Annotated in this window: 16 protein-coding genes and 2 pseudogenes; 10 read left to right on the top strand and 8 right to left on the bottom strand. The window is 37.4% G+C overall.

Annotated features, from left to right (window positions below; translation table 11 throughout):
• The first annotated feature begins 104 nt into the window (after positions 1 to 104).
• The 7 genes from acnA to NYP54_RS05220 all read left to right on the top strand — a co-directional run bounded on the left by acnA (position 105) and on the right by NYP54_RS05220 (position 13,766).
• Positions 105 to 2,795, top strand: a complete 2,691-nt coding sequence (gene acnA, locus NYP54_RS05250; RefSeq protein ID WP_283157459.1) for an aconitate hydratase AcnA — start codon at positions 105 to 107, stop codon at positions 2,793 to 2,795.
• Between the two features lie 407 nt (positions 2,796 to 3,202).
• Complete coding sequence (locus NYP54_RS05245) at positions 3,203 to 3,745, top strand: transposase (RefSeq protein WP_283157458.1); 543 nt, start codon at positions 3,203 to 3,205, stop codon at positions 3,743 to 3,745.
• A gap of 317 nt (positions 3,746 to 4,062) precedes the next feature.
• On the top strand, positions 4,063 to 4,419 hold the full coding sequence (yajC, locus tag NYP54_RS05240; protein ID WP_283157457.1) for a preprotein translocase subunit YajC: 357 nt from the start codon (positions 4,063 to 4,065) through the stop codon (positions 4,417 to 4,419).
• Between the two features lie 48 nt (positions 4,420 to 4,467).
• On the top strand, positions 4,468 to 6,414 hold the full coding sequence (gene secD, locus NYP54_RS05235; RefSeq protein ID WP_283157456.1) for a protein translocase subunit SecD: 1,947 nt from the start codon (positions 4,468 to 4,470) through the stop codon (positions 6,412 to 6,414).
• 9 nt (positions 6,415 to 6,423) lie between these two features.
• Complete coding sequence (gene secF / locus NYP54_RS05230) at positions 6,424 to 7,377, top strand: protein translocase subunit SecF (RefSeq protein WP_283157455.1); 954 nt, start codon at positions 6,424 to 6,426, stop codon at positions 7,375 to 7,377.
• Positions 7,378 to 7,605: 228 nt separating this feature from the next.
• Positions 7,606 to 12,441 carry a Ulp1 family isopeptidase gene (locus NYP54_RS05225; RefSeq protein ID WP_283157454.1) on the top strand — a complete coding sequence of 1,612 codons (4,836 nt, stop codon included), beginning with the start codon at positions 7,606 to 7,608 and terminating at the stop codon, positions 12,439 to 12,441.
• On the top strand, positions 12,402 to 13,766 hold the full coding sequence (locus tag NYP54_RS05220) for a transposase (RefSeq protein WP_283156153.1): 1,365 nt from the start codon (positions 12,402 to 12,404) through the stop codon (positions 13,764 to 13,766). Before NYP54_RS05225 ends, NYP54_RS05220 begins: the two co-directional genes overlap by 40 nt.
• Before the next feature lie 176 nt (positions 13,767 to 13,942).
• Here NYP54_RS05220 and NYP54_RS05215 read toward each other — a convergent pair whose 3' ends face one another.
• Entirely contained in the window at positions 13,943 to 14,746 is an 804-nt protein-coding gene (locus NYP54_RS05215; protein WP_283157453.1) for a hypothetical protein, read from the bottom strand.
• 43 nt (positions 14,747 to 14,789) lie between these two features.
• Between NYP54_RS05215 and NYP54_RS05210 the strand changes: the two genes are divergently transcribed.
• Both NYP54_RS05210 and NYP54_RS05205 read left to right on the top strand, forming a co-directional pair.
• Positions 14,790 to 15,968 carry an IS3 family transposase gene (locus NYP54_RS05210; RefSeq protein WP_283157452.1) on the top strand — a complete coding sequence of 393 codons (1,179 nt, stop codon included), beginning with the start codon at positions 14,790 to 14,792 and terminating at the stop codon, positions 15,966 to 15,968.
• Positions 15,969 to 16,033: 65 nt separating this feature from the next.
• Complete coding sequence (locus tag NYP54_RS05205) at positions 16,034 to 18,154, top strand: TcdA/TcdB pore-forming domain-containing protein (RefSeq protein WP_349293369.1); 2,121 nt, start codon at positions 16,034 to 16,036, stop codon at positions 18,152 to 18,154.
• 109 nt (positions 18,155 to 18,263) lie between these two features.
• On the opposite strand, the gene NYP54_RS05200 is transcribed toward NYP54_RS05205, so the two are convergent.
• The gene (locus NYP54_RS05200) at positions 18,264 to 18,470 is read right to left on the bottom strand and encodes a hypothetical protein (protein ID WP_283157451.1); all 207 of its coding nucleotides are present in this window, start codon (positions 18,468 to 18,470) and stop codon (positions 18,264 to 18,266) included.
• Between the two features lie 390 nt (positions 18,471 to 18,860).
• A pseudogene (locus NYP54_RS05195) lies at positions 18,861 to 18,974 on the bottom strand (IS481 family transposase); the annotation flags it as partial.
• A gap of 13 nt (positions 18,975 to 18,987) precedes the next feature.
• Here NYP54_RS05195 and NYP54_RS05190 point away from each other — a divergent pair.
• Positions 18,988 to 19,410 (top strand): annotated as a pseudogene (locus NYP54_RS05190) (integrase core domain-containing protein); the annotation flags it as partial.
• Between the two features lie 60 nt (positions 19,411 to 19,470).
• On the opposite strand, the gene NYP54_RS05185 reads toward NYP54_RS05190, so the two are convergent.
• The 5 genes from NYP54_RS05185 to rnc form a co-directional block, all read right to left on the bottom strand.
• Positions 19,471 to 20,589: a hypothetical protein gene (locus tag NYP54_RS05185; protein WP_283157450.1), complete on the bottom strand. Its 1,119-nt coding sequence runs from the start codon at positions 20,587 to 20,589 to the stop codon at positions 19,471 to 19,473.
• Between the two features lie 135 nt (positions 20,590 to 20,724).
• Positions 20,725 to 21,741, bottom strand: coding sequence for an RING finger protein (locus NYP54_RS05180; protein WP_283157449.1), 1,017 nt, complete (start codon positions 21,739 to 21,741; stop codon positions 20,725 to 20,727).
• 116 nt (positions 21,742 to 21,857) lie between these two features.
• Complete coding sequence (rnr, locus tag NYP54_RS05175) at positions 21,858 to 24,284, bottom strand: ribonuclease R (RefSeq protein ID WP_283157448.1); 2,427 nt, start codon at positions 24,282 to 24,284, stop codon at positions 21,858 to 21,860.
• Entirely contained in the window at positions 24,277 to 25,194 is a 918-nt protein-coding gene (gene truB, locus NYP54_RS05170; protein ID WP_283157447.1) for a tRNA pseudouridine(55) synthase TruB, read from the bottom strand. The genes rnr and truB overlap by 8 nt, the downstream gene beginning before the upstream one ends.
• Before the next feature lie 2 nt (positions 25,195 to 25,196).
• On the bottom strand, positions 25,197 to 25,880 hold the full coding sequence (rnc, locus tag NYP54_RS05165) for a ribonuclease III (RefSeq protein ID WP_283157446.1): 684 nt from the start codon (positions 25,878 to 25,880) through the stop codon (positions 25,197 to 25,199).

Genomic DNA, 25,880 nt, shown 5'->3' with positions numbered 1-25,880 from the left:
TATGAAGCTTGCATCACGCTGTACAAAAGCAGCTAATTGGGCTAATATGAGCGCCGAAATAAGCCTCAATAGACAGAAAAAACAGTAAAGAAGGAGCTATCCTCATGACGGATTTAAAACGTTCAACAAAGGTTTTGATTGACGCCAAAGGTCAACAATATACCGCCTATAGCTTGCAGAAATTAGCAGCTGAAACCGGCAAAGATATTACGCGTTTGCCGTATTCTATTCGTGTATTGGTTGAGAACCAATTGCGCAATATTGATGACTACAAAGTTAAAGTGTCTGATGTTGAAAATGTACTTAATTGGGATGCTAAAGCTCAGGTGCGCCCTGAGATTCCACACATGCCAGCACGTGTGGTAATGCAAGATTTTACTGGTGTTCCTGCGGTTGTTGATTTGGCTGCTATGCGCCAAGCGATTAAAGATGCCGGAGGCAATCCACAAAAAATTAATCCATTGGTTGATACAGCAATGGTTATTGATCACTCGGTACAAGTAGATTATTACGGCACAAAAGATGCACTTGAGAAAAACGTTGCCAAAGAGTTTGAGCGCAATGGTGAGCGTTATTCACTATTGAAATGGGGACAAAAAGCATTTGATGATTTCGTTGTTGTGCCACCGGGCATGGGGATTATCCACCAAGTGAACTTGGAGTATTTAGCAAAAGGCATTTTGGTTAAAGATCAAAATGGCGAGAAAGTTGCCTATCCTGATACTCTTGTCGGTACTGATTCACACACAACTATGATTAATGGCGTTGGTGTGATGGGCTGGGGTGTTGGCGGTATTGAAGCTGAAGCGGTTATGCTTGGTCAACCCTATTACATGGTATTGCCTGATGTTATCGGTGTGAAGTTAACAGGTAAATTACGCGAAGGTGTCACGGCAACCGATTTGGTATTAACAATCACTGAGCTTCTTCGTAAGCATGGTGTGGTTGGTAAGTTTGTTGAATACTTTGGTGGCGGTTTAAAACATTTGTCCCTTCCAGATCGTGCAACTATTGCCAACATGGCGCCAGAGTATGGTGCGACAATAGGCTTTTTCCCAGTGGATGATGTAACTTTAGCCTTCTTTAAAAACAGTAACCGTGGTGAATATGCTGAATTAGCAAAGAAAGTCTACGAAGAGCAATATTTATTCCGCCACAATTCAGCAGAAGAGCCACAATATACGGCAGTAATTGAGCTTGATATGTCAACGGTAGATTCGACATTAGCAGGTCCTAAACGTCCACAAGATCGCGTTTCAATGCGTGATTTGAAAGCTGACTTCAAAAAATGTTTAACACATGAAACCGGTTTGCATGGCTTTGGTTTGACAGAAGAGCAAACCAAAACGGCGGTTAAAATTGAAGGCATGGACTGTGAATTAAAGCATGGTGATGTGGCAATTGCTGCGATTACGTCATGTACAAATACATCTAACCCATCTGTTTTATTAGGTGCAGGTTTATTAGCGAAAAAGGCTGTTGAAAAAGGTTTAACGGTTAAGCCTTATGTTAAAACATCCCTAGCGCCTGGTTCACAAGTTGTTACCCAATACCTTGAAAAATCAGGCTTATTAAAGTATTTAGAGCAATTGAAATTTGATGTTGTGGGTTATGGTTGTACCACCTGTATTGGTAACTCAGGTCCTTTAGATCAACCGATTGTTGATGCGATCAACAAAGGTGATTTAGTCGTTGCATCGGTTGGCTCAGGAAACCGCAACTTTGAAGGGCGTATTAACCCTGATGTTAAAGCAAATTACTTAGCATCTCCTATCCATGTGGTGGCGTATGCGATTGCCGGAACGGTTGATTTTGATCCAGAACATGACCCAATTGGTAAAGATCAGCATGGGCATGATGTTTACTTGAAAGATATATGGCCAAGCACACACGATATCGCAGAATTGCAATCGCGTGTGATTAACAATGAGATGTTCGAGAAGTCTTACGCAACGGTTTTAGATGGCACAAAAGACTGGCAGAAACTATCAGCGCCTACGGGTGAGTTGTATAAGTTTGATGAGAAATCAACGTATATTCAATGCCCTAATTTCTTTGAGAACTTTGCTGATTCAGGTAAGGGTTCGCTGGATATTGTCGGTGCGCGCACATTGTTGATGCTAGGTGACTCAGTAACAACAGATCATATCTCTCCAGCGGGCTCTATTCCAGAGGAATATCCGGCAGGACAATATTTGAAAGCGCATGGCGTTGAGAAAAAAGACTTTAACTCGTATGGTTCACGTCGTGGTAACCATGAAGTGATGATGCGTGGTACGTTTGCTAATATTCGTATTCGCAATTTATTAGCGCCTGGCACAGAAGGTGGGGTTACTAAATATCATCCAGATGGTTCAATTGAATATGTGTTTGATGCAGCGATGAAATATAAAGCATCAAATACCCCATTGGTTGTATTGGCAGGTAAAGAATATGGTACAGGTTCATCACGTGACTGGGCAGCTAAAGGAACTTTCCTATTAGGTGTTAAAGCTGTGATCGCTGAGAGTTATGAGCGTATTCACCGTTCAAACTTGGTTGGTATGGGTGTGTTACCTTTGCAGTATGTTAATGGTCAAACGGCTAAAACGCTTGGTTTAGATGGTACAGAAACCTTTAATATCAAAGGCTTGGATAATGTCAAACCGCGTGCGAACGTTATCGTTGAAGCTGTGCATACTAATGGTCACAAAACAATCTTTGAAGCGTTGGCGCGTCTAGATGCTGATGTTGATGTGGATTATTTGAAAAATGGTGGCATTTTGCAGACCGTTTTGAAAAATATGATGTCATAAACTGTTTGGAAAAAGAGCGATTCGTTAGAGGGGAATTCATAAGAGGGCAATTCGTGAATTGCCCCTACATATCGATATGAAAGTCGATTGTGTGTGTTGTCGCAAACATTTGATATAAAATTCGTGTTGGGCGATTCATGAATCGCCCAACACGAATTGCCGATACGAATTCTCCTGTCACATATGTGAGTCGCCTGTATGTGTTGTTGTAATCCCACAATACAATGACCGTAGGGGTAATTCATGAATTACCCTTCACGAATTACCCTGATATGAATTATCCTCGCATGAATTGCTTCTACACAAATCATCGAACCTCTAATTATCATTTGCATGAATTATTTGGGATGTGAGCTACAATTATCTTAATGTTACATCTCATTTAAATATCTAAGTTGGAAACAGCTATGAGCAGCAGAAAGCAAAATCGCCATTCAATTCGTTTAAGTGAGTATGATTATTCTCAGACTGGGATGTATTTTGTAACGATTTGCACGCAGGATAAAGCATGTTTATTTGGGCATGTTATCAATGGTGAGATGGTGTTGAATGAAATGGGTAACATTGTCCAAGACGAATGGTTAAGAATTGAGACCATATGGTCAAATGTGAAGTGTGGGGCATTTGTTATTATGCCAAACCATTTCCATGGGATTGTGATTATCACCAAAACCGTAGGGGTAATTCATGAATTACCCCCACAGATGACCGTAAAGCAACGATGTAATATGCTATTGCCTAAAATTATCGGACGATTCAAAATGCAGACATCAAAGCAAATAAATCTTATTCGAGGTATATCAGGGCAAAAATTGTGGCAACGTAATTATTATGAGCATATTGTTCGTGATGAGGGTGATTATCTGCGAATATATGAATACATAAACAATAATCCATTACGGTGGGAGTTGGATTCTTTGCATCCTCGAAACCTTTGGGGCGGTTCGTGAGAGGGCGATTCGTTTTGGGCAATTCGTGAATTGCCCCTACATGTCCATGTGCGAATTGTTCGTATATTTGTTATCACAAACATTTGATATAAAACCCGTAGGGGCGATTCATGAATCGCCTGACACAAATTACCCAACATGAATTGTCCTCCATACAAATTGCTTCCATATGAATATCTTTCATATAGGGATTTGCAGCAGACAACAGTTGTCAAAATACCACCTGTCATGTACATTATCCCAGATTTTTAAATAGTATACCGTTTGATAATTATTTTACGTGCGGTGTGATAATATACCTCAACAGGAGATAAGTAATGAATAAGTTATTAGTAGCACTATCATCGCTATTGTTGTTAAGCTCAAACGCTTTTGCTGAAGGTGCAGCAGCTGGGGGCTCAGCAATGAGCTCAATTTTAATGTTGGTGGCATTTTTTGCCATTTTTTATTTCTTACTTATTCGTCCACAAATGAAGCGTAATAAAGAACAACGCAAGATGATCTCAGAGCTGACTAAAGGTGATGAAGTCATGACAAATGGTGGCATTATCGGCAAGATCGCTAAGATTGGTGAGAACTATACTGAGATTGAGATTGCTGAAAACGTTATTATTAAAGTACAAAAAAGCGCAGTTTCTGGTGTTTTACCAAAAGGTGCTGTTAAAACCAATTAATTTTGACTACATTGCTATACAGTCAACTCAAACTAAGGTATTAGGATTATGCTTCATCCCAGACAAAAAGCTGCGGTTAATAAGTATCCTTTGTGGAAATATATTACTATTCTGGTAATTGCGATTTTGTCGATTATCTATGCGTTGCCCAATTTATTTGGTGAAACGCCGTCATTACAAATCTCTCCCAAAGATGGTACGGTGAACTCAGCCCTTGTGACGCAAATTAAAGACACATTAAATGAGCAAAAGATCGCGTATAAATCATTGCATCAAGAATCAAATACAGTGGTTCAAGTGAGATTTGCCGATGCGCAGGATCAAATTGCAGCACGTACGGCTTTGCAGAAAACCATTGGTAGTGATTATATTGTCGCGCTTAATATGGCCGCAAATACACCAAATTGGTTGTTGGCATTAGGTGCTGAGCCGATGAATTTGGGACTTGATTTGCGCGGTGGGATGTATTTAGTGCTTGAGGCTGATACGCAATCAGCGATTAATGCACGTTTAGATAATACCTTAGAAAGTTTAGCGCAAGGCGTTAAAAAATTGGGTGTGACACCTGAGTCACAGCTAAAAGCATCGCAAAAACCTGAAATCACGAAAGCATTGCCAGTGCCTGCAACTTATAGCAGTATTGGCTATGTGGCATTAACTTTCGCCAATAAAGCGGATCTGGATAAAGCAATTGCTTTTATTAAAACAGATTACTCTAAGACGCAAAACAATCAGTTAGTTTATAGTGCGTTGAAAGACAAAACATTGTTGGTTACTTTCAATGCGCAATTATTAACACAAATCAAGCAAGAAGCTATCTCGCAAGTGGTGACGGTAATGCGTAATCGTATTAACGCACTAGGTGTTGCCGAAGCTTCTGTTGCTGCTTCTGGTGACTCACGTGTGATTATTGAACTGCCTGGTTTGCAAGATGCAGCACGCGCTAAGCAAATCTTAGGCGGCACATCAACGGCAAGCTTTTATATCGTAACCCCTGTCACCGATCGTTTGAAAGTTGAAGAGCAAGGCATTAAGGTGTATCCATTAGCTTCAAATGGTCAGACATATTACTATCAATTAAATGGTAATTCAGTTGTCAGTGGTAGTGCGATTGTGAATGCCTCTCCTGGTGTGGATCATCAAAGTGGTCAGCCAATCGTTGCCGTGCAATTAAGCTCAGATGCAGCAGGTCACTTTAGAGAAGTCACCGGCAAACATGTCGGTGATCTGATGGGTGTGATGCTTGTTAACACAACCTATAAAAAAGAAATGGTTGACGGTAAAGAAGTCAATAAGATTGAAAAGACTGAAAAGCTTGTTAATGCCGCAACGATTCAAACCGTATTAGGTGCTAACTTCCAAATTACAGGTCTTGATCAGCGTGAAGCTAATAACTTAGCATTGATGATTCGCTCTGGTGCATTGCAAGTGCCTGTACATATCGCACAAGAGCAACAAATTGGTCCAACGCTTGGTAAACAAAATATTGAGCAAGGGATGTTATCTATTGTTGTGGCATTGATCCTTGTTGTATTGTTCATGGCAATTTACTATCACCTGTTTGGTATGATCGCCAATGTCGCATTGGTTCTAAACTTAGTATTAATTGTTGCAATTATGTCAATTATTCCAGGTGCTACACTGACATTGCCAGGTATTGCCGGTATTGTCTTGAACTTGGGGATGTCAATTGATGGTAATGTCTTGGTGTTTGAACGGATACGTGAAGAGCTTAGAAATGGCATGCCGGTGCAAAGTGCGATCTCCGCAGGCTATGAGCGCGCCTTTGGTACAATTGTTGACTCAAACGTTACAACCTTGATTGTGGCAATTATCCTTTTTGCGATTGGTACGGGTGCTGTTAAAGGCTTTGCAGTGACATTGATTATCGGTATTCTGACATCAATGTTTACGGCGGTAACTGTCTCACGGGCGATGACGAATCTTATATATGGCTCACGTCGCAATCTTAAAAAATTATCAATCGGAATATAGGGGTGTCGCATGGAGTTTTTTAAACGTAAAACCAATATCGACTTTATGGGAATCCGTAAATGGACCGCGATTGTTTCGATTGTGTTAATTGGTTTATCTGTTATATTTTTAGCTGTTCGTGGCTTAAATATGGGCTTGGATTTCACCGGTGGTTATCAGATTCAAGTTAATTATAATAAAGCACCATCAACCCAAGAGGTGGCAAAAATTTTAGCTCGCGATGGCTTTCCAACCGCGCAAGTAACGACTTTTGGTTCAAGTGATAGCTTGATGATTAAGCTACCGATTCAAAAAAATGAAAACAATCAGGCAGTGATTAATCAAGATGGGCAATCTGCTCAGCAATTACTTAAAGTGAAAATTGAGAAAAGCTTAGGCTCTCAAGCACAGGTCACCAGCTTAAACTATATTGGTCCACAAGTCGGTAAAGAGCTTGCAACCAATGGTTTATTGGCATTATTAGTCGCGATGATTTGTATCGTTGGCTATATTGCTTTTCGTTTTGAGATGAAGTTTGCGATAAGTGCAGGTATTGCGCTTATTCATGACCCGATTATTATTCTAGGTGTTTTTGCGGCATTCCAGTTAGAGTTTACTTTAACAACATTAGCAGCAGTGCTCGCGGTGATTGGTTATTCATTAAATGATACGGTGGTTATTTATGACCGTGTGCGTGAAAACTTCCGTAAGATGCGTAAAGCGTCAGTGATTGAAGTGGTTAACCGCTCAGTCAATGATACTTTATCGCGTACGATTATGACCTCAGGGTTAACGCTTTTAGTTGTTGTTGTGCTTTATTTCTTCGGTGGTCCGTCATTGCATGAGTTCTCATTGGCTCTTATCTTAGGCGTGATCGTTGGTACGTATTCATCGATTTATGTCGCTGGTGTATTAGCGGTATTGTTTGGCTTAAAGCGCGAATCGCTATTGCCACCACAACGCTTGGATGATGATCGTCCTTAGTTTTTTTCATAATATTTTCCGTTAACTATTTTCTCTGTTTTAATTCTAATCTTTATTTTAGTGTCACGTATAATTGATAGTATTTTGCTAGAGATTTGGTTTTAATACGTTCTTTTTATATGTATATTGATATCGCTTTAAGTATAAAAATATTTACTGTATGGATAGTATGGGTTTGTGCATGATGATATGGCTACCCCATTTGCGATAAGGAAAAAGGAGTATCAAGTGAATGATTTTGAATGTATTGATAAGGCGCTGAGTATTGTGTATATGCAGGATGATTTATTGGCAATGCTATCATTGACACAGATTTTAGGTGAAGAAGGAGTGTCGATATATACCGCAGCAAAAGATAAACTAGACAAGCTTTTAGCAGCATTAAAGAAGCTTGATCCTATTACAGTGGGTGAAGGATTATCAAAAATTAGCTTAATTGATTTAATTACACAGATTGAGAGGCAATCTACGAAAGCTCGTGCATTGCTTTTGTTGCAAAAACATCATCATGAGCTTGTTACTAGCATCAATTTGCAGGCTTCAATAAAAAAGAAAGATAGCACAATTCATGCAGTTCCCGTGATTTTATATAGCTATATCTTGATTCAGTCTATTTATGGTGCGGTGCCTATAGCTAAGCTTCTAACTGCCGTTCATGAGTTAACTAAACGTGAAGATGGTTATACCTATGCGCTTGAACAAATGAAAAATGCACCAAATGCACCATACTATTTATATGGTTTGCTAATGCCTAGTATTATTGTCAGTGATAATAACAGTAATGAGAGAGCTTTCTTAGAAAAACTCGATAAGCAATATAGGCAGTCAGGTAGACATAAAAAAATAAATAAAAAGCTTAGGCAAAAGAAACTTGAAGCAGATTATTATTACGAAATGTTGTATTACGTGTTTGATTATTTTTCTAAGTTTGAAAATTATCGCGAGGCTTATAATCAATTAGCAGCATCAACACGTGAATCTGAAAGCTATTATATTATTAGTAAAGATTTATATAGAGATTTCCCTAAATCAATACAAGGACTTATTGATGAAAGATTGCGTGCGGTGTTGGTTAATGCACAAAGCACGCAAACTAAGGCTAATAAATATTTTAAAGAGTTAGAAGCCATTAAATTGCAGGCGGAATCATTAAAGGAGTATAAAAGTAAGAGGCTAGATGTAGGTCTAAAACAAAGCATTTTATTGATGAAATTGAATTTAGCTGTTGCTATGTTGCATGAGTTGGGTGTGCGTTTGTCTTCGTTGGATATTGAGGTGAAAGAGCAATTAACTTTACCCAAGGAGACAGTTGTTAATACGCGTAAATTGCCGAGATTCCTCCATTGGCAAGAATCTTTAGATGAGCTTATGGCTCAATTAACCAACAAGCAGGATAGCTTTGCCTGTTTGGTATACCACAAACTGATGTCGGCGATTCTTGCAAAGTATGATGCATTATCTAAAGTTTATGATGAGATATACACTGACACTATTTATGATGATAAAGCAATTCGTGGTGTAGTTGAGCAAAAAGCAAAAATGATTGCAAGTATACAGATGAACCCCATGAAGCTATTAGGGGATGTATGTTGTGAGAATCATTTACAAGAAAAAGATCAGGCAGTGGTAACCAAGCTGTTTACTGAATCCCATAGTCAGATGATCCCTATTATGGAAAACTGTTTGGAGGAGTTTTGTTACTCAGTGCCACAAAGTGCAAAAAAACAATATCAATTGGCAATGAAAGAGACTCATCGTCATCCTCTATACCCACTGGTTACGATATATGGTGAATGGTATAAGCTAAGATCATTTATTTTGTTTTTTGAAAGATTTGGAAATAGCGTTAGTAGCTATTTTGTGGGGTTTGAAGAAGTAAATGGACTTGCTTTTGAGTTTTTGTATCAGGATTTGGTCTATTTAAGCTATTTATTTGGCGCTATTTATAATGAACTTGAGCAATCAGCCCAGGCAATGCTATTAAAATATATGTCAATTTTTGCGATTGCACCTAATCATCAGAGTTATTATTTAGCATTTAAAAAATTTGCCATTATTGAGAGCTGCATATTTAGACACCCTGCATTTGAAAAGATGTCTTTTCTGGAAGTGATCAATAATTATATAGAAAAAGAGAATTTGGTTTTAAGTCCTCATTTTCATGAATTTGCAAAGCAACATAGAACAGCTAGAAATGGGTTTACAATCTCAGGGCTTAATAAAGAACAGGCAACTTATACAATCAGCTATCAAGTAAATGGGCAACTACGATTTAATATGTTAATTACGGCAAAAGAGCTTGCAGAGTCTGAAGATGAAGTTAATCAGTTATATGAACTAGGTGGCGTTACAGCACTGGCTAGTGTGGCAATGATTGCGTTTATAAAAGGTTATAATGATCAATTTTTAGTTGAGACTTATTTAAAAATGATAGAGGAGAAAAATTTAACAATAGCAAATATTAAAGGTTTTTATACGACGGACATATTTAGTGCTTGGCGTACTGCTGGGGTAAAGCATCACGGTGTTATATTAAGGCTAGTTGACTTGGATAGTGATCTTATGGCTTTAGAGTGTCTTTTGCTAGAGCTTAATAAATATGAAACATCTCAATCAGAAAAGCGACAAGCTAATGACTTTCTAAAAAGACAATGTGAAAACTTGATTGACTGTTTTAAAAAGAAAGTAAGGATAGATCTTGGGCAGTTTAATCGTATTATCATTGCTATTAGGCGAATGTTAGTAACAAAAGTTATTATTCAGGCAATAGGAAGCTCAGCTTGCAAGAAAAATCTTGAGAGAGCGCAGAAAGTGTTTAGTCAATTACATCAAAAACTAATATATGTTGATATATGCTGTTTTTCACAACATGCAATCGCGGGACTTAAGCCTTTCAAAGCAAATAGAAGCTTTATTGATATGATGGCATATTATCTAACAAAAACATTTGCGCGGAATGATGAAGTTATTGTCACTAGACATATGGATCTGCCTATGTTGCAAGGTGTTGATGTCTCAGAAGATAAAACCAGACAACTTGTGTTAAAAAAAACTGATGAAAATAGATTGGTATTCCAGGCCAGTTATGAGCAAGATTGTGAGATTTTAGGCATTATTCATGATAGCGAAACAGGGCGAGAAGTTGTCCCACGCGATACCAGCAATAAATTTTATGTTTTTCTAAAAATGCTTACCAAGATGTGTGAGTATTATATGGACGCTATTATGCAGATATTTGGTGTTAAGTATGACCGTGGGGATTATGAGCGTTATGATCAGTTCCTAGATAAGTTGTTAGAAGACTTCCAAATAGCGATTAATACTGACTTTAAAAAAACCAAGCTAGATCCTTTAGTATCAAGTTTCAATTTAAATCAATCACTAATAAATTTGTATGTTGTATTTACGCTAAAAGCAGACTCAGAACATTTCAAGAAAGATAACGGACTTGATCTTTATTTGCTACAAGGATTTATTGATGAAAGTGTGAGTTATTTGACCGTTAGATCTTTTGATAAGGTAAAATTTTTTGATAGCTCATATCGAGAGTTTAGCTTAATTGAGCGCTTTACCGGTGTATATGCTGAACTTGAGTCGCTTTATGGTTTTATGAAAGATAATGAAGATTTTATTATCTTGTCCAAATCAGATTTATTTGAAATTTATAATATCAAGGATGATAAAGAACTTAAAACACGTTTAGCTCAACCTGCAGATAAACAGCTTTTAACTTTAAAGGGTATTTTTGATGATAAAAGAACAAAATGCTTTAAATTAGAGATTTTAAAGCATGCAGTAGATAGTTATCAGAGGTATCTGACAGATCACGTTATCTTTCCTGAGTACAATGAAAATGTGGTTTTAGCGTGTGGGTTATTGTGCTATGAGTATCATCAAATTATTACAATTATCTATCAGGATTTACTTGAAAGTAGTGAAGGTTATCAGGGGATTTATAAGTATAAATGGTGGCATCTTGCCTCGTTAGGTATTGGGGCGGCTGTTGACTATGTATATACGACAACTCATCTAGCAAAAGGGATTAAAGAAATCCAAAGTGTTATCGCAAACGATAAAATAGATGCAAACCTTCAGATTGAACAAATTATGGCGATTGCGCGGAAACGCTTGCAGAAAGACAGTGAACGCAAGGACGATGTTCGACGCTTATATGAGTTTTTAAGTAGGGAGTTATCTGCTTATGTGGTAAATAAACAAAAGTATAATGATCAGCATAAGGTGAAATTTAGATTTGAACCAATGTCACAAAATAGTGAAAAAAGCTTTGAAGAATACATGTCTTATTTAAAAAAGCAAAGACCAAACGTCTCTAAAAAGAAATCAGACGTAGTAGGAGATGTTGAGGTTCTAGCAGATATTGATGAAAATGACCCGCGAGTGGTGTTAATTAGTCAAAATCTTCAACCATTGTATTTATTAGATCCAGTACTTAGATCTGGTATGGCACTTGATATCGTGCAAGATATTACTAGTCATAATCTTGGTAGATCATCGTTGATCTCTAACGGGTTTGTTGATATTTGTATTGGCAAGCTTCATCAAAATAATCCAGTGAATTTGAATCTGGTTGAGCGATTTGTTATGAAGCCTTGTCGAACCGTTTTAAGTAATGAGATAGAGCAAGGAGATATATTACATGATATTGATCAGCTAATTATAGCCTCTCCGTATAGCTTGATTATGGTGCCAATTAATTTTGGCAACTGGCATTTTGTATTACTCATTATTGATACAACCAATAAGAGACTTTACTTTTTCGATTCATATGGAGATGGTCGAGTAGCGTGGCTAAGATCAAACATTAAAGAAAAAATACCATCGATTAGAGCATTTCAGCTGGAGAATCTAACGGTTAATTTTCAACGCAATAATGATTGCGGCTTTTTGGTACTTAGTTTAATAGATCAGCTTTATTTACGAAATCGCAGGGATATTAATATACAGAGTTTATATCAGTCTGTAAAAGATGAGCTGAACTTTCCCGAATTTTGTAAGAATTTGCTATGGATGAGCTGCAGACCAAAGTTTATCCCTATATCTTAGGGTTGCTAAAAAACAGGAGCAACTCATCGATGGATACCTTACAACCTTTACTTAATCACTTGCAAGCACTTTTTAAAAGAAGCACTCAAAAAGGACGGCTTTTTAGTGCAGTGATTTTAGCAATGATTATACCTATCGGTTCTGGTATCAGTAGTCAAATTTATCGTAAACTCGTTCAGATAATAGGTTACTCACTTAGCAGAACACGCTTTTATCGCTTTATGGCAAGTAAATGCTTTAACTGGGATGTGATTTGGAAAGCTATATTCAAACTGATTCCATTACCATTGACTGATGGACGCCTTATCATAGCCTTAGATGACTCTACCACGCCTAAAAGCGGTAAGGAAATATTTGGTTGTGAGCATTTCTTTGATCATGCAGCCAAGCACAATCAAAGTAAATACCCTTGGTCACAGTGCTTTGTTCAACTGGGGCTCTTAAAGTTCATTCATACCCGTTGGGCATTTTTGCCATTGTTGACGCGATTTTATCACTCTAGCAACAAAGCAGCGGCTGAGTGTTTTAACAGTAAAATTACACTGGCCTGCCAAATGATTCTTAAGCTTAGCACCTGGACAAAATCCCCCATTCTTATTGTGACTGATTCATGGTTTGGTAATGGTAAATTGTACAACCCGTTAAAAGATCAACTAGGTAATCGAGTCCATATCCTCACCATGTTACGCAAAAACAGTGTTTTATACGGTTTTCCTGAGGTTATCGAAGGTAAAACATGTGGGCGTCCTGCAAAATATGGTGCCAAAGCAGGTTCTGTTAGGGATTTGGCAAATGAATATAAAGCTAAAGCCCAAAAAGTCACAAGCTTTGTTTATGGTAAAAAGCGTGACATGCTTGTCTACGAGAAAAACTTCATGTCTAAAGCTTTTAAATGCCCGATAAAAGTTGTCTTTGCCTATTACAAAAATCACTTCGTTGCTTTAGCAACAACAGACTTAAGCTTAAGCGTAACGCAGATATTGGAGTACTATAGCGCACGGTGGAAGATCGAGTCTGGTTTCAAAGAGCTCAAACATGACATCGGCAGCCAAAAAGCCCAAGTAAGATTGGAGCATTCGGTGATAAACCACTTGAATATGTGCATGCTTGCCATTACGATTATTTGGATCGCTGTCATGCATCTTCCAAGTGATGCAGTCAATGAGCTAACACATAATGGCACTAAGCCGCAATACACCTTTTCTGCGGCACGAAAGTTGTTGATAAAGCGTCAGAATAAACTCAGGGTTTGTCAAAATGGTGAATCTGAGCTAAAAAATCATAGAAATTCATGGATTCAAATGATTATTGGGCTTGCCGCTTAACAAAACTTGGGAAAGTTCAGAAAGATGAGTATGATAGTAGCTTCTTAAGACAGTATTTTTGCCACTTTGCTGGTGAACCATATTCAGCAGATAGCTGGGTATTTAATATCTAGTGTTACAACTTTTAAACGCGCGAATATTAGATCTCCCTTGTTAAGGTCATATTTTATGGTGCATTAAATATACAGATGATCTGCCCGCAAATTGCGGATGTGCTCCCGTATATCATCTTTTCTAACTATAGTTTTTGCCCAACTAAAGTAGCGAGATTCCAACTTTTTAGAATCTGTTAGCGCGGGAAGTACGGGAGTGTTTGATTTTGTAAGTTTATCTTTATCTGCTGTGTAATTGAATATAGAGTCTCTATGATTTGAGTTTATTTGACTCATAGGCATGATTAAATCATAGCTATGATTATATTCATAAGGTCGAGCTTGATTGAAGTAAATTGTTGTATCATTGGCGCTAATTGAGAACCCTTTGCGGGTAGTCTTAGGTGCTAAACTTAGATCGGTGCTCAAATAGAGTCGAAGATATTCAACCTGTTCTCCCAGGCAATTAATAGGAATATAACCAACGCTAATATTACATAATTTATTATCTATAATCTCTGTCATTTTATCTTGACTTTCCATGTCAGATAGCTGTAGCAAAGGATATTCAAGTGTTTCTGCTAAGATTTTTCTTAAACTCATGAGATAAGAGATTATGTTAGAGCTGATGTCTTGATTAGAGAGTAAAGCTGCTGGTAAAACTTTGGCAATGTCCTTAAAAGATATTGTGTCTTGGATTTTTTGATTTAAATTTGTTGCAAACTCTCGTCCTATTAGGTCGTTGTGTTGAGGGAAAAAATAGTCTATAAGGTAACAGCTTTTTGGAGCATTGATCGATGCTATATACTTTGCTGTTATGTTAGAAATACTTTGTTTAACTTGGCTATAATACCCCAAGAAATTTAAACAGTATCTTTTGAAATTCATTTCCGATATATTGTTGAAAGTGAAATGAACAGAGGGCGTATTTATGAGCACAAAAAGGACAAGTTACTCATCCGAGTTTAAGGTCAAAGTTGTATTGGAATTATTGGCAAATGAGCTTACGTTAGCAGAGCTTGCTAGCAAGCATAATATAACGACAAAAAACATCCAAAACTGGAAAAAAATCTTCTTAGATAATGCAGTTATTGCTATGGAGCCAGCCAAGGCAGTTAAAGAGTACAAGTCTGAAAATGATAAGCTTCAACACGAGGTGGATAAGTATGCTAAGAAAGTTGGTCAGCTTACTATTGAGAGGGATTGGCTTGAGGGAAAGCTCGCAAGCTTGGACTTATCAACTAGAAAATCTATGGTAGAGTCCAAGCTAGAAACTATTTCCATAGTTAAGCAATGCCAATTACTGGGTATTAATCGAGGCACCTGCTATTACACGCCTAAAATCAATAAGGAAGCACTTAAAATTAAAGCGCATATCCAGAAAATCCATGAAGAAATCCCTATTTATGGTGCGCTGAAGGTTCATCAGCAATTGCTTGAGGATGGATTTAGTGTCAGCGTGAATACGGTGCAGAAATACCGTCAGGAAATGGGCTTAAAAGCGGTGTTGGCTGTCAGGTTTCCTAATTTGTCCGAGCCTTGTAAACAACATGTTAAATACACTTATAAACTGCGTGGTATTAATATTTGTCGCGTTAACCAAGTGTGGTCTACTGATATCACGTATGTGAAGCTTAAGGGTGGTATGGTTTATCTTGCTGCGATAATTGATTGGTATTCAAAAGCCGTATTAAGTTGGCGTATATCGAATACGATGGATAGTAGCCTGGTAATGAGTGTTTTGCATGAAGCCCTTGATCGCTTTGGCAACCCTGAGATTTTTAACACTGACCAAGGCAGTCAATATACCTCGCATATACATACTGAGGCATTATCCAGTAGAGGTATTACTATCTCAATGGATGGTAAAGGGCGAGCTACTGATAACATTTGTATTGAGCGTTTTTGGCGCAGTGCAAAATGCGAGCGAATTTATCTTAATGAATATGGTTCTTTGCCTGAGCTTAGGTCTGATCTTGCTGATTATATTGATTTTTATAATCACCGTAGATTTCATGAGAGCTTGGGATACAAAAAACCAATGAATGTGTACAAAGAAGGTGCTATTGACTTTAAAAGTCAGGTGCAAAAAACATTGCAGGTTGCATGACATGTATAGGAATAAGAATTTTTAAAAAACTGTATTGACACTTTGGGGTAGAATAGAAGTTTGAAATAAAACCATTAGAGCAAGCACTGTCAGCTATAAAAACTGCTTTTCCTACATTAAATGCAGCAGGTAGTATTTTGCCTGGGGCCATAGGTGTTATTTTTGATGCTGCTAACATTACTGGTATTATCGGAGAATTAGCAAACTCAACGAGTCAAGAAGAAACAGCTTTAGCAGCAACAAATTTAACCATGGCAGGTATAACTGCAGGTGTTAATGTAGGGGCTATTGCTGCTGGACTTGCCGGTGCAGCGACTGCTAGTAGCATTTTAGGTATGGTTGGAATTCCATTGGTTGGCCTATCTATTGGGATACCTGCTCTTGTGGAAGGATATGAAAATGTAGCTCAGTCAGCTAATGCGCTAATAGATGAATTTAACCGAGTTTATCATTCTGTATCAATCCCTTCAATGCTATATGATGCAAGTGATTTCAGTATCAATCCTTCTAAAGATAGTAAAGTTTTATGGTCTTTAGGAAATGGGGCTGTTGTCAGTAAAGTTGATTTTATAAATAATACTGTTCATTATGGAAATGTAACGACAATGGGGACACGTGGCGGAGCATGGCATACCTTTGCTGGAGGGTTAGATCATTATTTAAGTGGTCCACTTCCTGACAAGGATACTACCCTAGATGTCTATAATGCCTTTGGGTTAAGTGAAAGAAATAAGGAAGTAGATCTTAGTTATGCTTTAAATTTTTATCTTCCATATGCAGCCAATACTTACTACAGTTTTAGATATAGTGATCTACCAGGAGCTAGATATAAAAAGTCCATTGGATTAGATACTTTACGTTCTTATTATGGTCAGCAATTTGTCTGGGTATGGTATGCGCTGCCTGGAGACTGGATAATATATGACTTGAAGCATAGCTATTATCGCACAGACATTCAAATTAAGTTAGATAACAAATCACGTAATTTATTTTTCCCTTCATTAGATGATAAGAACTTACGTAATAAGTTGACATATAAACTCTATGGAAGTGGAGGTGAATATTTATTAAAACTGCCAAAAGATACTGTGAAAGTCGAAATAACCCCAAGTCGATTAGAAAGTGAAAAATGGACATTAGATATTAGCTCAATAAAAGATATTCATTCAGACCTAAATGAAAAGATTACAATGAAAAACTCTTCATTGTATTTAGGTGATCAAGTAATTTCTTTCAAAGATGGTATTCCAAATGATATAACGCTTTATTCTGAGATAAACATCTCGGATTGGTCGAATAATGCCGAGGCGATGACAGATAAGTTGATTTTAATAGCCAGTATAGACTGCATAAAGAAAACAAAACAATTAACATTAGTTTTTGAGAGTACGAATGAGTTTCTCCCATCTATGAAGGACGGTCTTATGAGAATGGTTAAAAAACTCAACTTAAATACAGCAATTCCGGTTGAGCTCAAATTAAGGTCTGGAAAAACTACTGCTGTGGTCCATAAAGATTACTTTTTATATTTACCACCTTACCCCCTAAATAATAGAATAGGCTTTTTTGAAGGTTATGGAACTGGTTTGCCAGTAGCTTATGACATTGGACCTGTAGGTGTTGATAATATACTCACCGTTGATAATAATGGAAATCCCTTTTATAAGTTTAGTGATAATAGCTTTAGTTTATTATTAAAATTAATAATTAATAGAGGTAAGATTAATGCTCAGCCTTATGCAGCCGTTTATAAATCTAATAATTTAGATGAAGCCCATCTAAAGATTCAAGATATGAAAGGCAGCTCTATGGAAGATTTTAGAGAATACTTGTTAAAAAATCATAATCATCATCAAATTGATTTCCCCAAGGAGTTTACCTACACAGTGGCTTATGAAGGTGATAAAGATAATGCATTTTTAAATTTCATGTTAAGCTTTAATGAAGATGATAGGCTGGAATTAAAAACTGCAGGTTGGTCTGAAAATAATAGTATACTAAGTTACGATTATGATAAAAACTCTAATTTAGTTAACATACATCTTAAAAATGATCCCTCAGAGCTTAAGATATTGTCAAAAGACTTAATGTCTGATTTATTTAATCAAAATACTGAGTTTGTCTTTTATGCAAATAAAAATTTGAAGCGCCTAAGTTTACCTACTAGCCAAATACATTTTGTTTAATAATTTGCTCATGTGGTCACCAAAAGTAGTGTGCGCCATCCTTGTGATTCCTCTTCTCATATCATTGCTTCGGGCGTATTGTACACGCTTTTAAATTTTTGGGGAGTTTTCAGTTTATATCAGATGAAGACATGAAAAGTGTTTCATCAAGTAATTTAAAAACCGCATTTTTATCGACAAAGGGCAAGCCCAGACTGCTGTTTTCAAATAATTTTGTTTTTGAGCTAAATAATGGATTTTTTAATAAAATATTTACATACCCAGAGAATCTAACAAAAAGCATTTCATTGATGGTAAACCCATATGCTAGATTCATAGAAGATAATGATACGTATTTGGCACCTACTTTTTTCTTTATGAGAAGAGATATAGGAAGTGATATATATTATTCAATCGGTGATAGATATGAGAAAGAGTATGACCCAAGGCTACGTTATACAGGAAACCTTTTATCTTCTTCTATATATCCAAGAAATAAGAGTTTGATATCAGCTTACAGCTCGAGTGAAGGAGTCATAAACCTCATTTTTGATGATGGTAGTGAATATGCTATATCGAACCTGTTGAGATCGCGCGAGGTTGAAATGTCTTATATTGGAAAAAACTGGCCATCAATGCGATAGCGGGTCTAGTCGGAATACGTCAGTAAACCGGTCATGGTGATTTTAAAATAGGTCTCTATCCCTTAAGTCATCTATCTTTGCGAGGATTCTGTTAATACAAAGCCTTCTTGGGCAGATTTGGCTTCTAATGCCAATAAGCGCTGCTTAAAGTTTGCCAAGGCATTTCTAAGCCAAATTGAGCGAACACCACTAGGAGTATAATACCCCAAGGTATTAAGTTGGCGTATATCCAATACGATGGATAGCAGCCTGGTAATGAGTGTTTTGCATGAAGCACTTGATCGCTTTGGCAATCCTGAGATTTTTAACACTGACCAAGGCAGCCAATATACCTCACATATACATACTGAAGCATTGTCCAGTAGAGGTATTACTATTTCAATGGATGGCAAGGGGCGAGCTACTGATAACATTTGTATTGAGCGTTTTTGGCGCAGTGCAAAATGCGAGCGAATTTATCTTAATGAATATAGTTCTTTGCCTGAGCTTAGGACTGATCTTGCTGATTATATTGATTTTTATAATAACTGTAGATTTCATGAAAGTTTGGGATACAAAAAACCAATGAACGTGTACAAAGAAGGTGTTATTGACTTTAAAAGTCAGGCGCAAAAAACATTGCAGGTTGCATGACATGTATAGGAATAAGAATTTTTAAAAAACTGTATTGACACTTTGGGGTAGAATATTTCCTCATATCTTATACAGTAGATCATCTTTACTAATTATACATTTCCACCAAGTTTTGTAGTAGGTCTGTTTCGACTCTCGAGTAGGTACTAGGACGGGAAGTACGGGAGCATTTAATTTTGTAAGTTCATCTGCTATGCATTTGAATATAGAGTCTCTATAATTTGATCTTACTATACTCATCGGCATGATTAAATCATAGTTATGATTATATTCATAAAGGCGAGCTTCATTGAAGTAAATTGTTGTACCATGGGCGCTAATTGAGAATCCTGTGCGAGTGATATTAAGCGCGATTTTTGAATCGCTTCCCAAATAGTATTGAAGATATTCAACCTGTTTTTTCTCATAATTAATTGGAACATAACCCACTTTAATATTATGTAATCTTTTATCTATCAGATCTGTCATTTTATCTTGACTTTCCATGTCAGATAGCTGTAGCGAAGGATATCCAAGTGCTTCTGCTAAGATTTTGCTTAAACTTATGCGATAAGGGCTTATGTTAGTAGAGCTGGAGTCTTTGTTAGAGAGTAAAGCTGCTGATAACGCTTTGGCAATGTCCTTAAAAGATATTGTGTCTTGGATTTCTTGATTTAAATTTGTTGCAAACTCTCGTCCTATTAGGTCATTGCGTTGAGGGAAAAAATAGTCTATAAGGTGACAGCTTTTTGGAGTATTGATCGATGCTATATACTTTTCTGTTATGTTAGAAATACTTTGTTTAATTTGGCTAACAAAGCCATATTGGGCTAGCTGAGTAATAGTTTGTATGAGTCTATATTGACTGCTAAGAATGTCGTTGTTGGAATTGGCTAAATAGAAATAATTATCATAAATTTTGTTTTTAAGAAAGGTATGAGCATATTTTTTGCAAGTATGTGAGAGGCTATTTTGCTTGTGGCAGTTAAGTAGTTCGTTTTTTGATCTGCATACGAGGCAATTATGATGCTTTTGTTCTATGGATTGATCAAGACAGTCATAGTGTATTCCTGCATTGTGATTGTTTGTACAGAAATCATAACCCCATTTATCAATACTTTGCGTAGAGAATGGCTGAAGGCAGACGATGCAGTTGACATTATTCTTAATAAGCTTGGTTGTAATTTCACCGTATTCCATATGGTTCCTAAATTAATATGTAAGAAGCTAAATGATCTCATATGGCAAAGAGAAAATATGTAAAGAAATTGTAAAAAACATCATTCACTTGAGTGGTGATTAATTAATGACTTTAAATAGTATTTTCTATATTCGCTATTGTTCTGGTAGCATTATACGAACTGTGGGGATGGTTAATTGTTTAAGCACATTTTTTGCATAAGAGCCGATAGCAGGGTCATCATAATGTGAATACCGGTAGGTAGGCACAATCACATGATTTCTATTGTCAAGGTCGGATTGATCATAAGTTAGAAAATTGATATCGAATCGGGTTTTAATATCCTGATTTGACGTAAGATAGTTAGAGCAGAATTCGTCATTGATTGAGTTATCAAATATGATATTGGTATTCTCCTTGAGCAAAAAATACTGGATAGGCTGTGCTATTTGATCATTGTCATTAACTTTCATAAATGCAATTCTTATATACGTAAGCTTCTCTTTTATTTTTTTTAGTATCTCATCCTCTTTAATATTATGATTTATAGCTAATGATATATCTTGTCGTAAAAATTCCTTTAAATAAGTACGATAAGAGTTTGTGTTATATCGTGCATCTTTCATTGAGAGCAGCTGTGATAATTCATGAGAAAACTCGTCATAAGTGCGTATCTTTTGGATTGTATCATTAAAATTTTCTGCAACGCTGCATCCTGCTGATCCATGATGCCTATAATGGAGGATGTTTATAAAGTAATTATTTTTAGAGGATTTACTCCACTTGAGATACTTATCGGTTGCCTCTTTAACACTTTTTTTAAGTTTTTGAAAAAGGAAACGATCTCTTTGGTCAAAAATAATCTCAAGGAGATTATCTTTTGAAATACTACTTATTGGAATAATGCGCTGATTTTGAGCTGTATAATTTAGGTGATGAATATACCCAGAATGAACTATTAACCAAAGAGTATTTCTAAATGTAATGCTAGAATATCTACAAATTGGACAATTTAAATCTTTTACATTCTTTGAAGTTAAATATTTATAAGCGCAGCTGGGATGAATGCCATCATTATGACGATTTTTGCAGAAAGCATAAGTAGGTTCTTCAGTGTATTTATCATAACAAATACAACACATTTGATTATTTTTGATTATATTTTTCATCATATATTTTCTATAACTTCTAAAAGTTGTAGTATATGAGATATATTTAGCTGAAAAGTATGTAAAAAGTGTAAATAATTATTGATAGGCTGAGGCAATAAGTAGTGGCATAGAGTCAATCATTCAGACTGATTTGACTTAGCATTCGATTTTTTACGCGCACGCTTAGCGCTAGTGGATTTTTTCTTTTTGCTTTTTGGCGGTTTGCTATCAACCAATTTTGTGGGTTCAACGGTGCTATTATGCATAGGCTTTTTGCGTGTACGCTTTTGCGTTGTAGTGGGCTTTAAGCTTGAGGATTTAATACGCGCGCGACGGCGCTTTGGTGTGCTACCTGCTGTAAGCTCTTGATGACTGCGACCTTTGCCATTCACTGTTAATTCAAAATCAATCTGCATCTCATCTAAATTAACACGTACAAGTTGTACTTGAACTTTTTGTCCAATGCCAAAGGTTTTCTTCGTATGCTGACCGATTAAACGATGCTGCACTTCATCAAACACATAGTAATCACCATGCATTGACGAGATATGTACTAACCCTTCAATATAATTTTCAATGAGCTCAACATACATCCCAAAGCCAGTAACATGGACAATTTTAGCATCAAATAGCTCACCAATACGATTGTGTAAGAAATGGCATTTTAACCATTTCTCAACATCACTAGAGGCTGAGTCGGCATTACGCTCTTGACTTGAAGCATGGGCGCAAAGCTCATCTAATTGACTGTGGGTGTAGTGATAAGCACCAAGTGTTTTCTCACCAAGAATCGATTTGATTGCGCGATGCGTTAATAGATCAGGATAGCGACGAATCGGTGAAGTAAAGTGACTATAGGCCGGATAGGCTAAGCCAAAGTGCCCATCATTATCTGGGGTGTAAAATGCCTGATTCATGCTTTTTAGTGTCATCAGTTGAATATTGGCAAAGTCATCGCGATCTTTGACAGAGCTTAGCATCTGGCTGTAATCAGCAGGTGTTGCACCTGATTTACTCGGTTTAAAGGCAATGCCAAGGGAGTGCAAATAAGCTTTCAAATCATCGACTTTGCCACTAGGTGGTGCGCCATGAACACGAAAAGGGGCGTGTGATTTGTTTTTCTCAATAAAGCGCGCTGTAGCGACATTTGCCAACAGCATACATTCTTCAATGAGCTTATGTGCATCATTACGCTGACGTGGAGTAATCGCTGAGATATGCTGGTGTTCATTTAAAATAATCTGTGATTCAACCGTATCAAAATCAATCGCTCCACGTTGTTTACGTGCCTCGGCTAAGACTTTATAAAGATCATATAAATCAAATAAATGCGGAATAAGCTCGGGTTGTTCGTAATAGATGTTATTGTCTTTGTTGTTTAAAAGCTTGGACACTTCGGTATAGGTTAAGCGTGCTTTGGAGTTAATAACGCCTGAGTAAAACTTATAGCGTGACAGCTTGGCATTAGCGCTAATATTCATCTCGCAGATTAATGCTAAGCGATCTACTTTTGGCTTTAATGAACATAATTCATTGGAGAGCTGCTCAGGCAGCATCGGGATTACATAACCTGGGAAATACACAGACGTTGATCGAGCTTGTGCTTCCTTATCAAGACTTGAGTCTGGGCGAACATAATACGAAACATCAGCAATCGCAACATAAAGTTTCCAACCACCCGTTGAGCTTTTACGTGCGTAAACAGCATCATCAAAATCTTTGGCATCCTCACCATCAATCGTGACAAATGGTAAATCACGTAGATCTATGCGTGGAGATATTTCAGTATCGAGCACTTGAGACGGAAGTTTGCGCACTAGACGCGCGGTTTTATTGCTCCAGTCCTCAATCAGATTATGCTTTTTGCTGGCAACTGAAATTGCGGTAAGTATTGGTGATTGCTCTTCAATGATTTCAACAAATTGTGCGACTGCTGAGCAAACCGTTGAGGGGAAGATAACGAGTTTTGCTTTGATCAGCGTGTCAGGCTCAAGCTCTTCTGACGGGGGTAAAAGTGCAATATATTTCGGCATGGTTTTGCTAATTGGTTGGATAAAATGGCTATCCAACTGTTGGCTATAGCGCCCAGTAATCTCAATGGTATTGCGTTCAATAATGCTATCAATGCGCGCTTCTAATTTGTCTTTGCGATTAAGTCCCAAGATCATCGCGCAGACTTTGTCACCATTAAAGACTAAACGTGCCTGATGTTGCGGCAAAAATGCGCTGTGCATTCTATCTTCGGTGGTAATAATCGCATTGCCATCATTTTCAATGCGCACATAGCCGGTAATGATGCGACGTTTTTGTTTTAACGGTCTAAAATATTGACCATCCTGTTCAATCTGTTCATCGCGTACCATCGCACCCAAGCGATTCGCAAGGGCATCGAGTTGTCTGCTGCGTTTTAGCCCCAAATTATCAGCAATTTTCTCAAAAACAGTCGGCTGTTTGAGGTCTTTTAAGTAGGTTAAAATGACCTCTCTACTTGGAATAGGGTCATCATATTTTTGTGCTTCTAAATCCTTATTAGGATCGTTATCAATCGTGTATTTCTTACTCATTCTCGATGATGCCTTGTAAAAAAAGTTGTTTTTTCACAAGCTCGCCATCATTAAAGTGACCAAGTGCGACAAATCGATCTTGATCATAAATACGGGCGCTGCCGGTGAAATTGTTAGTTAGTTGCATCTTTCCTTTCAGATAAAATAAGTCCACTTTGTCATTAGGTATAGTAAAAATAGGTGTATCTGTAAATGCATATTCTGGATTAAGTAGCTTTTCATGGCATGAATCCAGTGTGAGTGTCTGCAGTGTCTCAAGCGATGATGCATCATTCATCGTCAATAGTCCGCATGCGGTTCGTGTTAATTTAATTAAATGTCCAGCGCAGTTTAGCGCTTTGGCAATATCCATGCCCAGCGTGCGAATATAGGTTCCCTTGGAGCAGCGCACATCAATGTCAATCGTGTGCTTTTCAGGATTATAGTCAATCAACTCAAGTGCGTAAATGTTGATATTACGCGCTTTGCGCTCGATCTCAATGCCTTGACGTGCTAACTCATACAAGGGTTTTCCTTGATGCTTGAGCGCTGAATACATCGGTGGGATCTGACTTATCTCACCACGGAATTTATCCAATGCGTTATGGATGTTTTGAAGGGTGAATGCAGGGACTTGGTGCTGCTCAATAACATTACCTTCAGCGTCACCACTATCAGTACTGATTCCTAACTGAATCGTTGCTTGATAAGCCTTGTCAGCATCTAATAGATATTGTGATATACGTGTTGCTTGACCAAAGCAAATGGGTAACACGCCCGTTGCCATTGGATCAAGGCTGCCTGTATGTCCGGCTTTTTGTGCATTAAAAAGGCGCTTAACACGTTGTAGTGCGTGATTGGAGGATAAGCCTTGTGGTTTATCAATCACGATAATGCCATTTAAGGCAATTCCTTTGCGTTTACGTGCCATAGTTATTTATCTTGTACTTTAATTGCTTTTAATGCTTCTTTGGCAGCGTTATGTTCTGCTTGTTTACGCGATTTGCCTTTGCCGCGATAGCTGTGCTCAAGCGATCCTAGCGAAACTTCGACTGTAAAGGTTTGATCGTGATCCAAACCCTCAGTGGCAATGATTGAGTAAATTGGATGTGTTTGAATCTCGGCTTGTAAATACTCTTGTAAGCGTGATTTGGGATCTTTGGTATGTTCTTCAACATTAAGTGTTGCTAAGACATCTTTAAACCAATGCAAAATACGCTCTTTAACAACAAGCATGTCACTGTCAAGATAAATTGCACCAATCATTGCCTCAAAAGCATCTTCTAACAAGCGGGCACGCTTATGTCCTCCGGATTTAAGCTCGCCAACACCAAAGGACATATATTCACCTAAGTCAAAATGCTTTGCCATATCGGTCAGTGTTTTACCACGCACAAGATACATGCGCAGCAGTGACAAACTGCCTTCATCTTCATGTGGGAATTTCTGATAAAGCGCTTCGGCGATTACAAACCCAAGAATGGAATCGCCCAAGAACTCTAAACGTTCGTTATGTTGCTTTTGTTTACTGCGATGAGTGAGGGCTTGAGTGATAAGCGCTTCATTGTTGAAGTGGTAGCCAATGCTACGATATAAAGGAGTGTAATCAATGGTCAT

Origin of the sequence: Cysteiniphilum sp. QT6929, from assembly GCF_030035755.1 — a bacterium.
In the GTDB taxonomy this organism is placed as follows: Bacteria; Pseudomonadota; Gammaproteobacteria; order Francisellales; family Francisellaceae; genus Caedibacter; species Caedibacter litoralis.
This window is presented reverse-complemented; position numbering and strand designations above follow the sequence as displayed.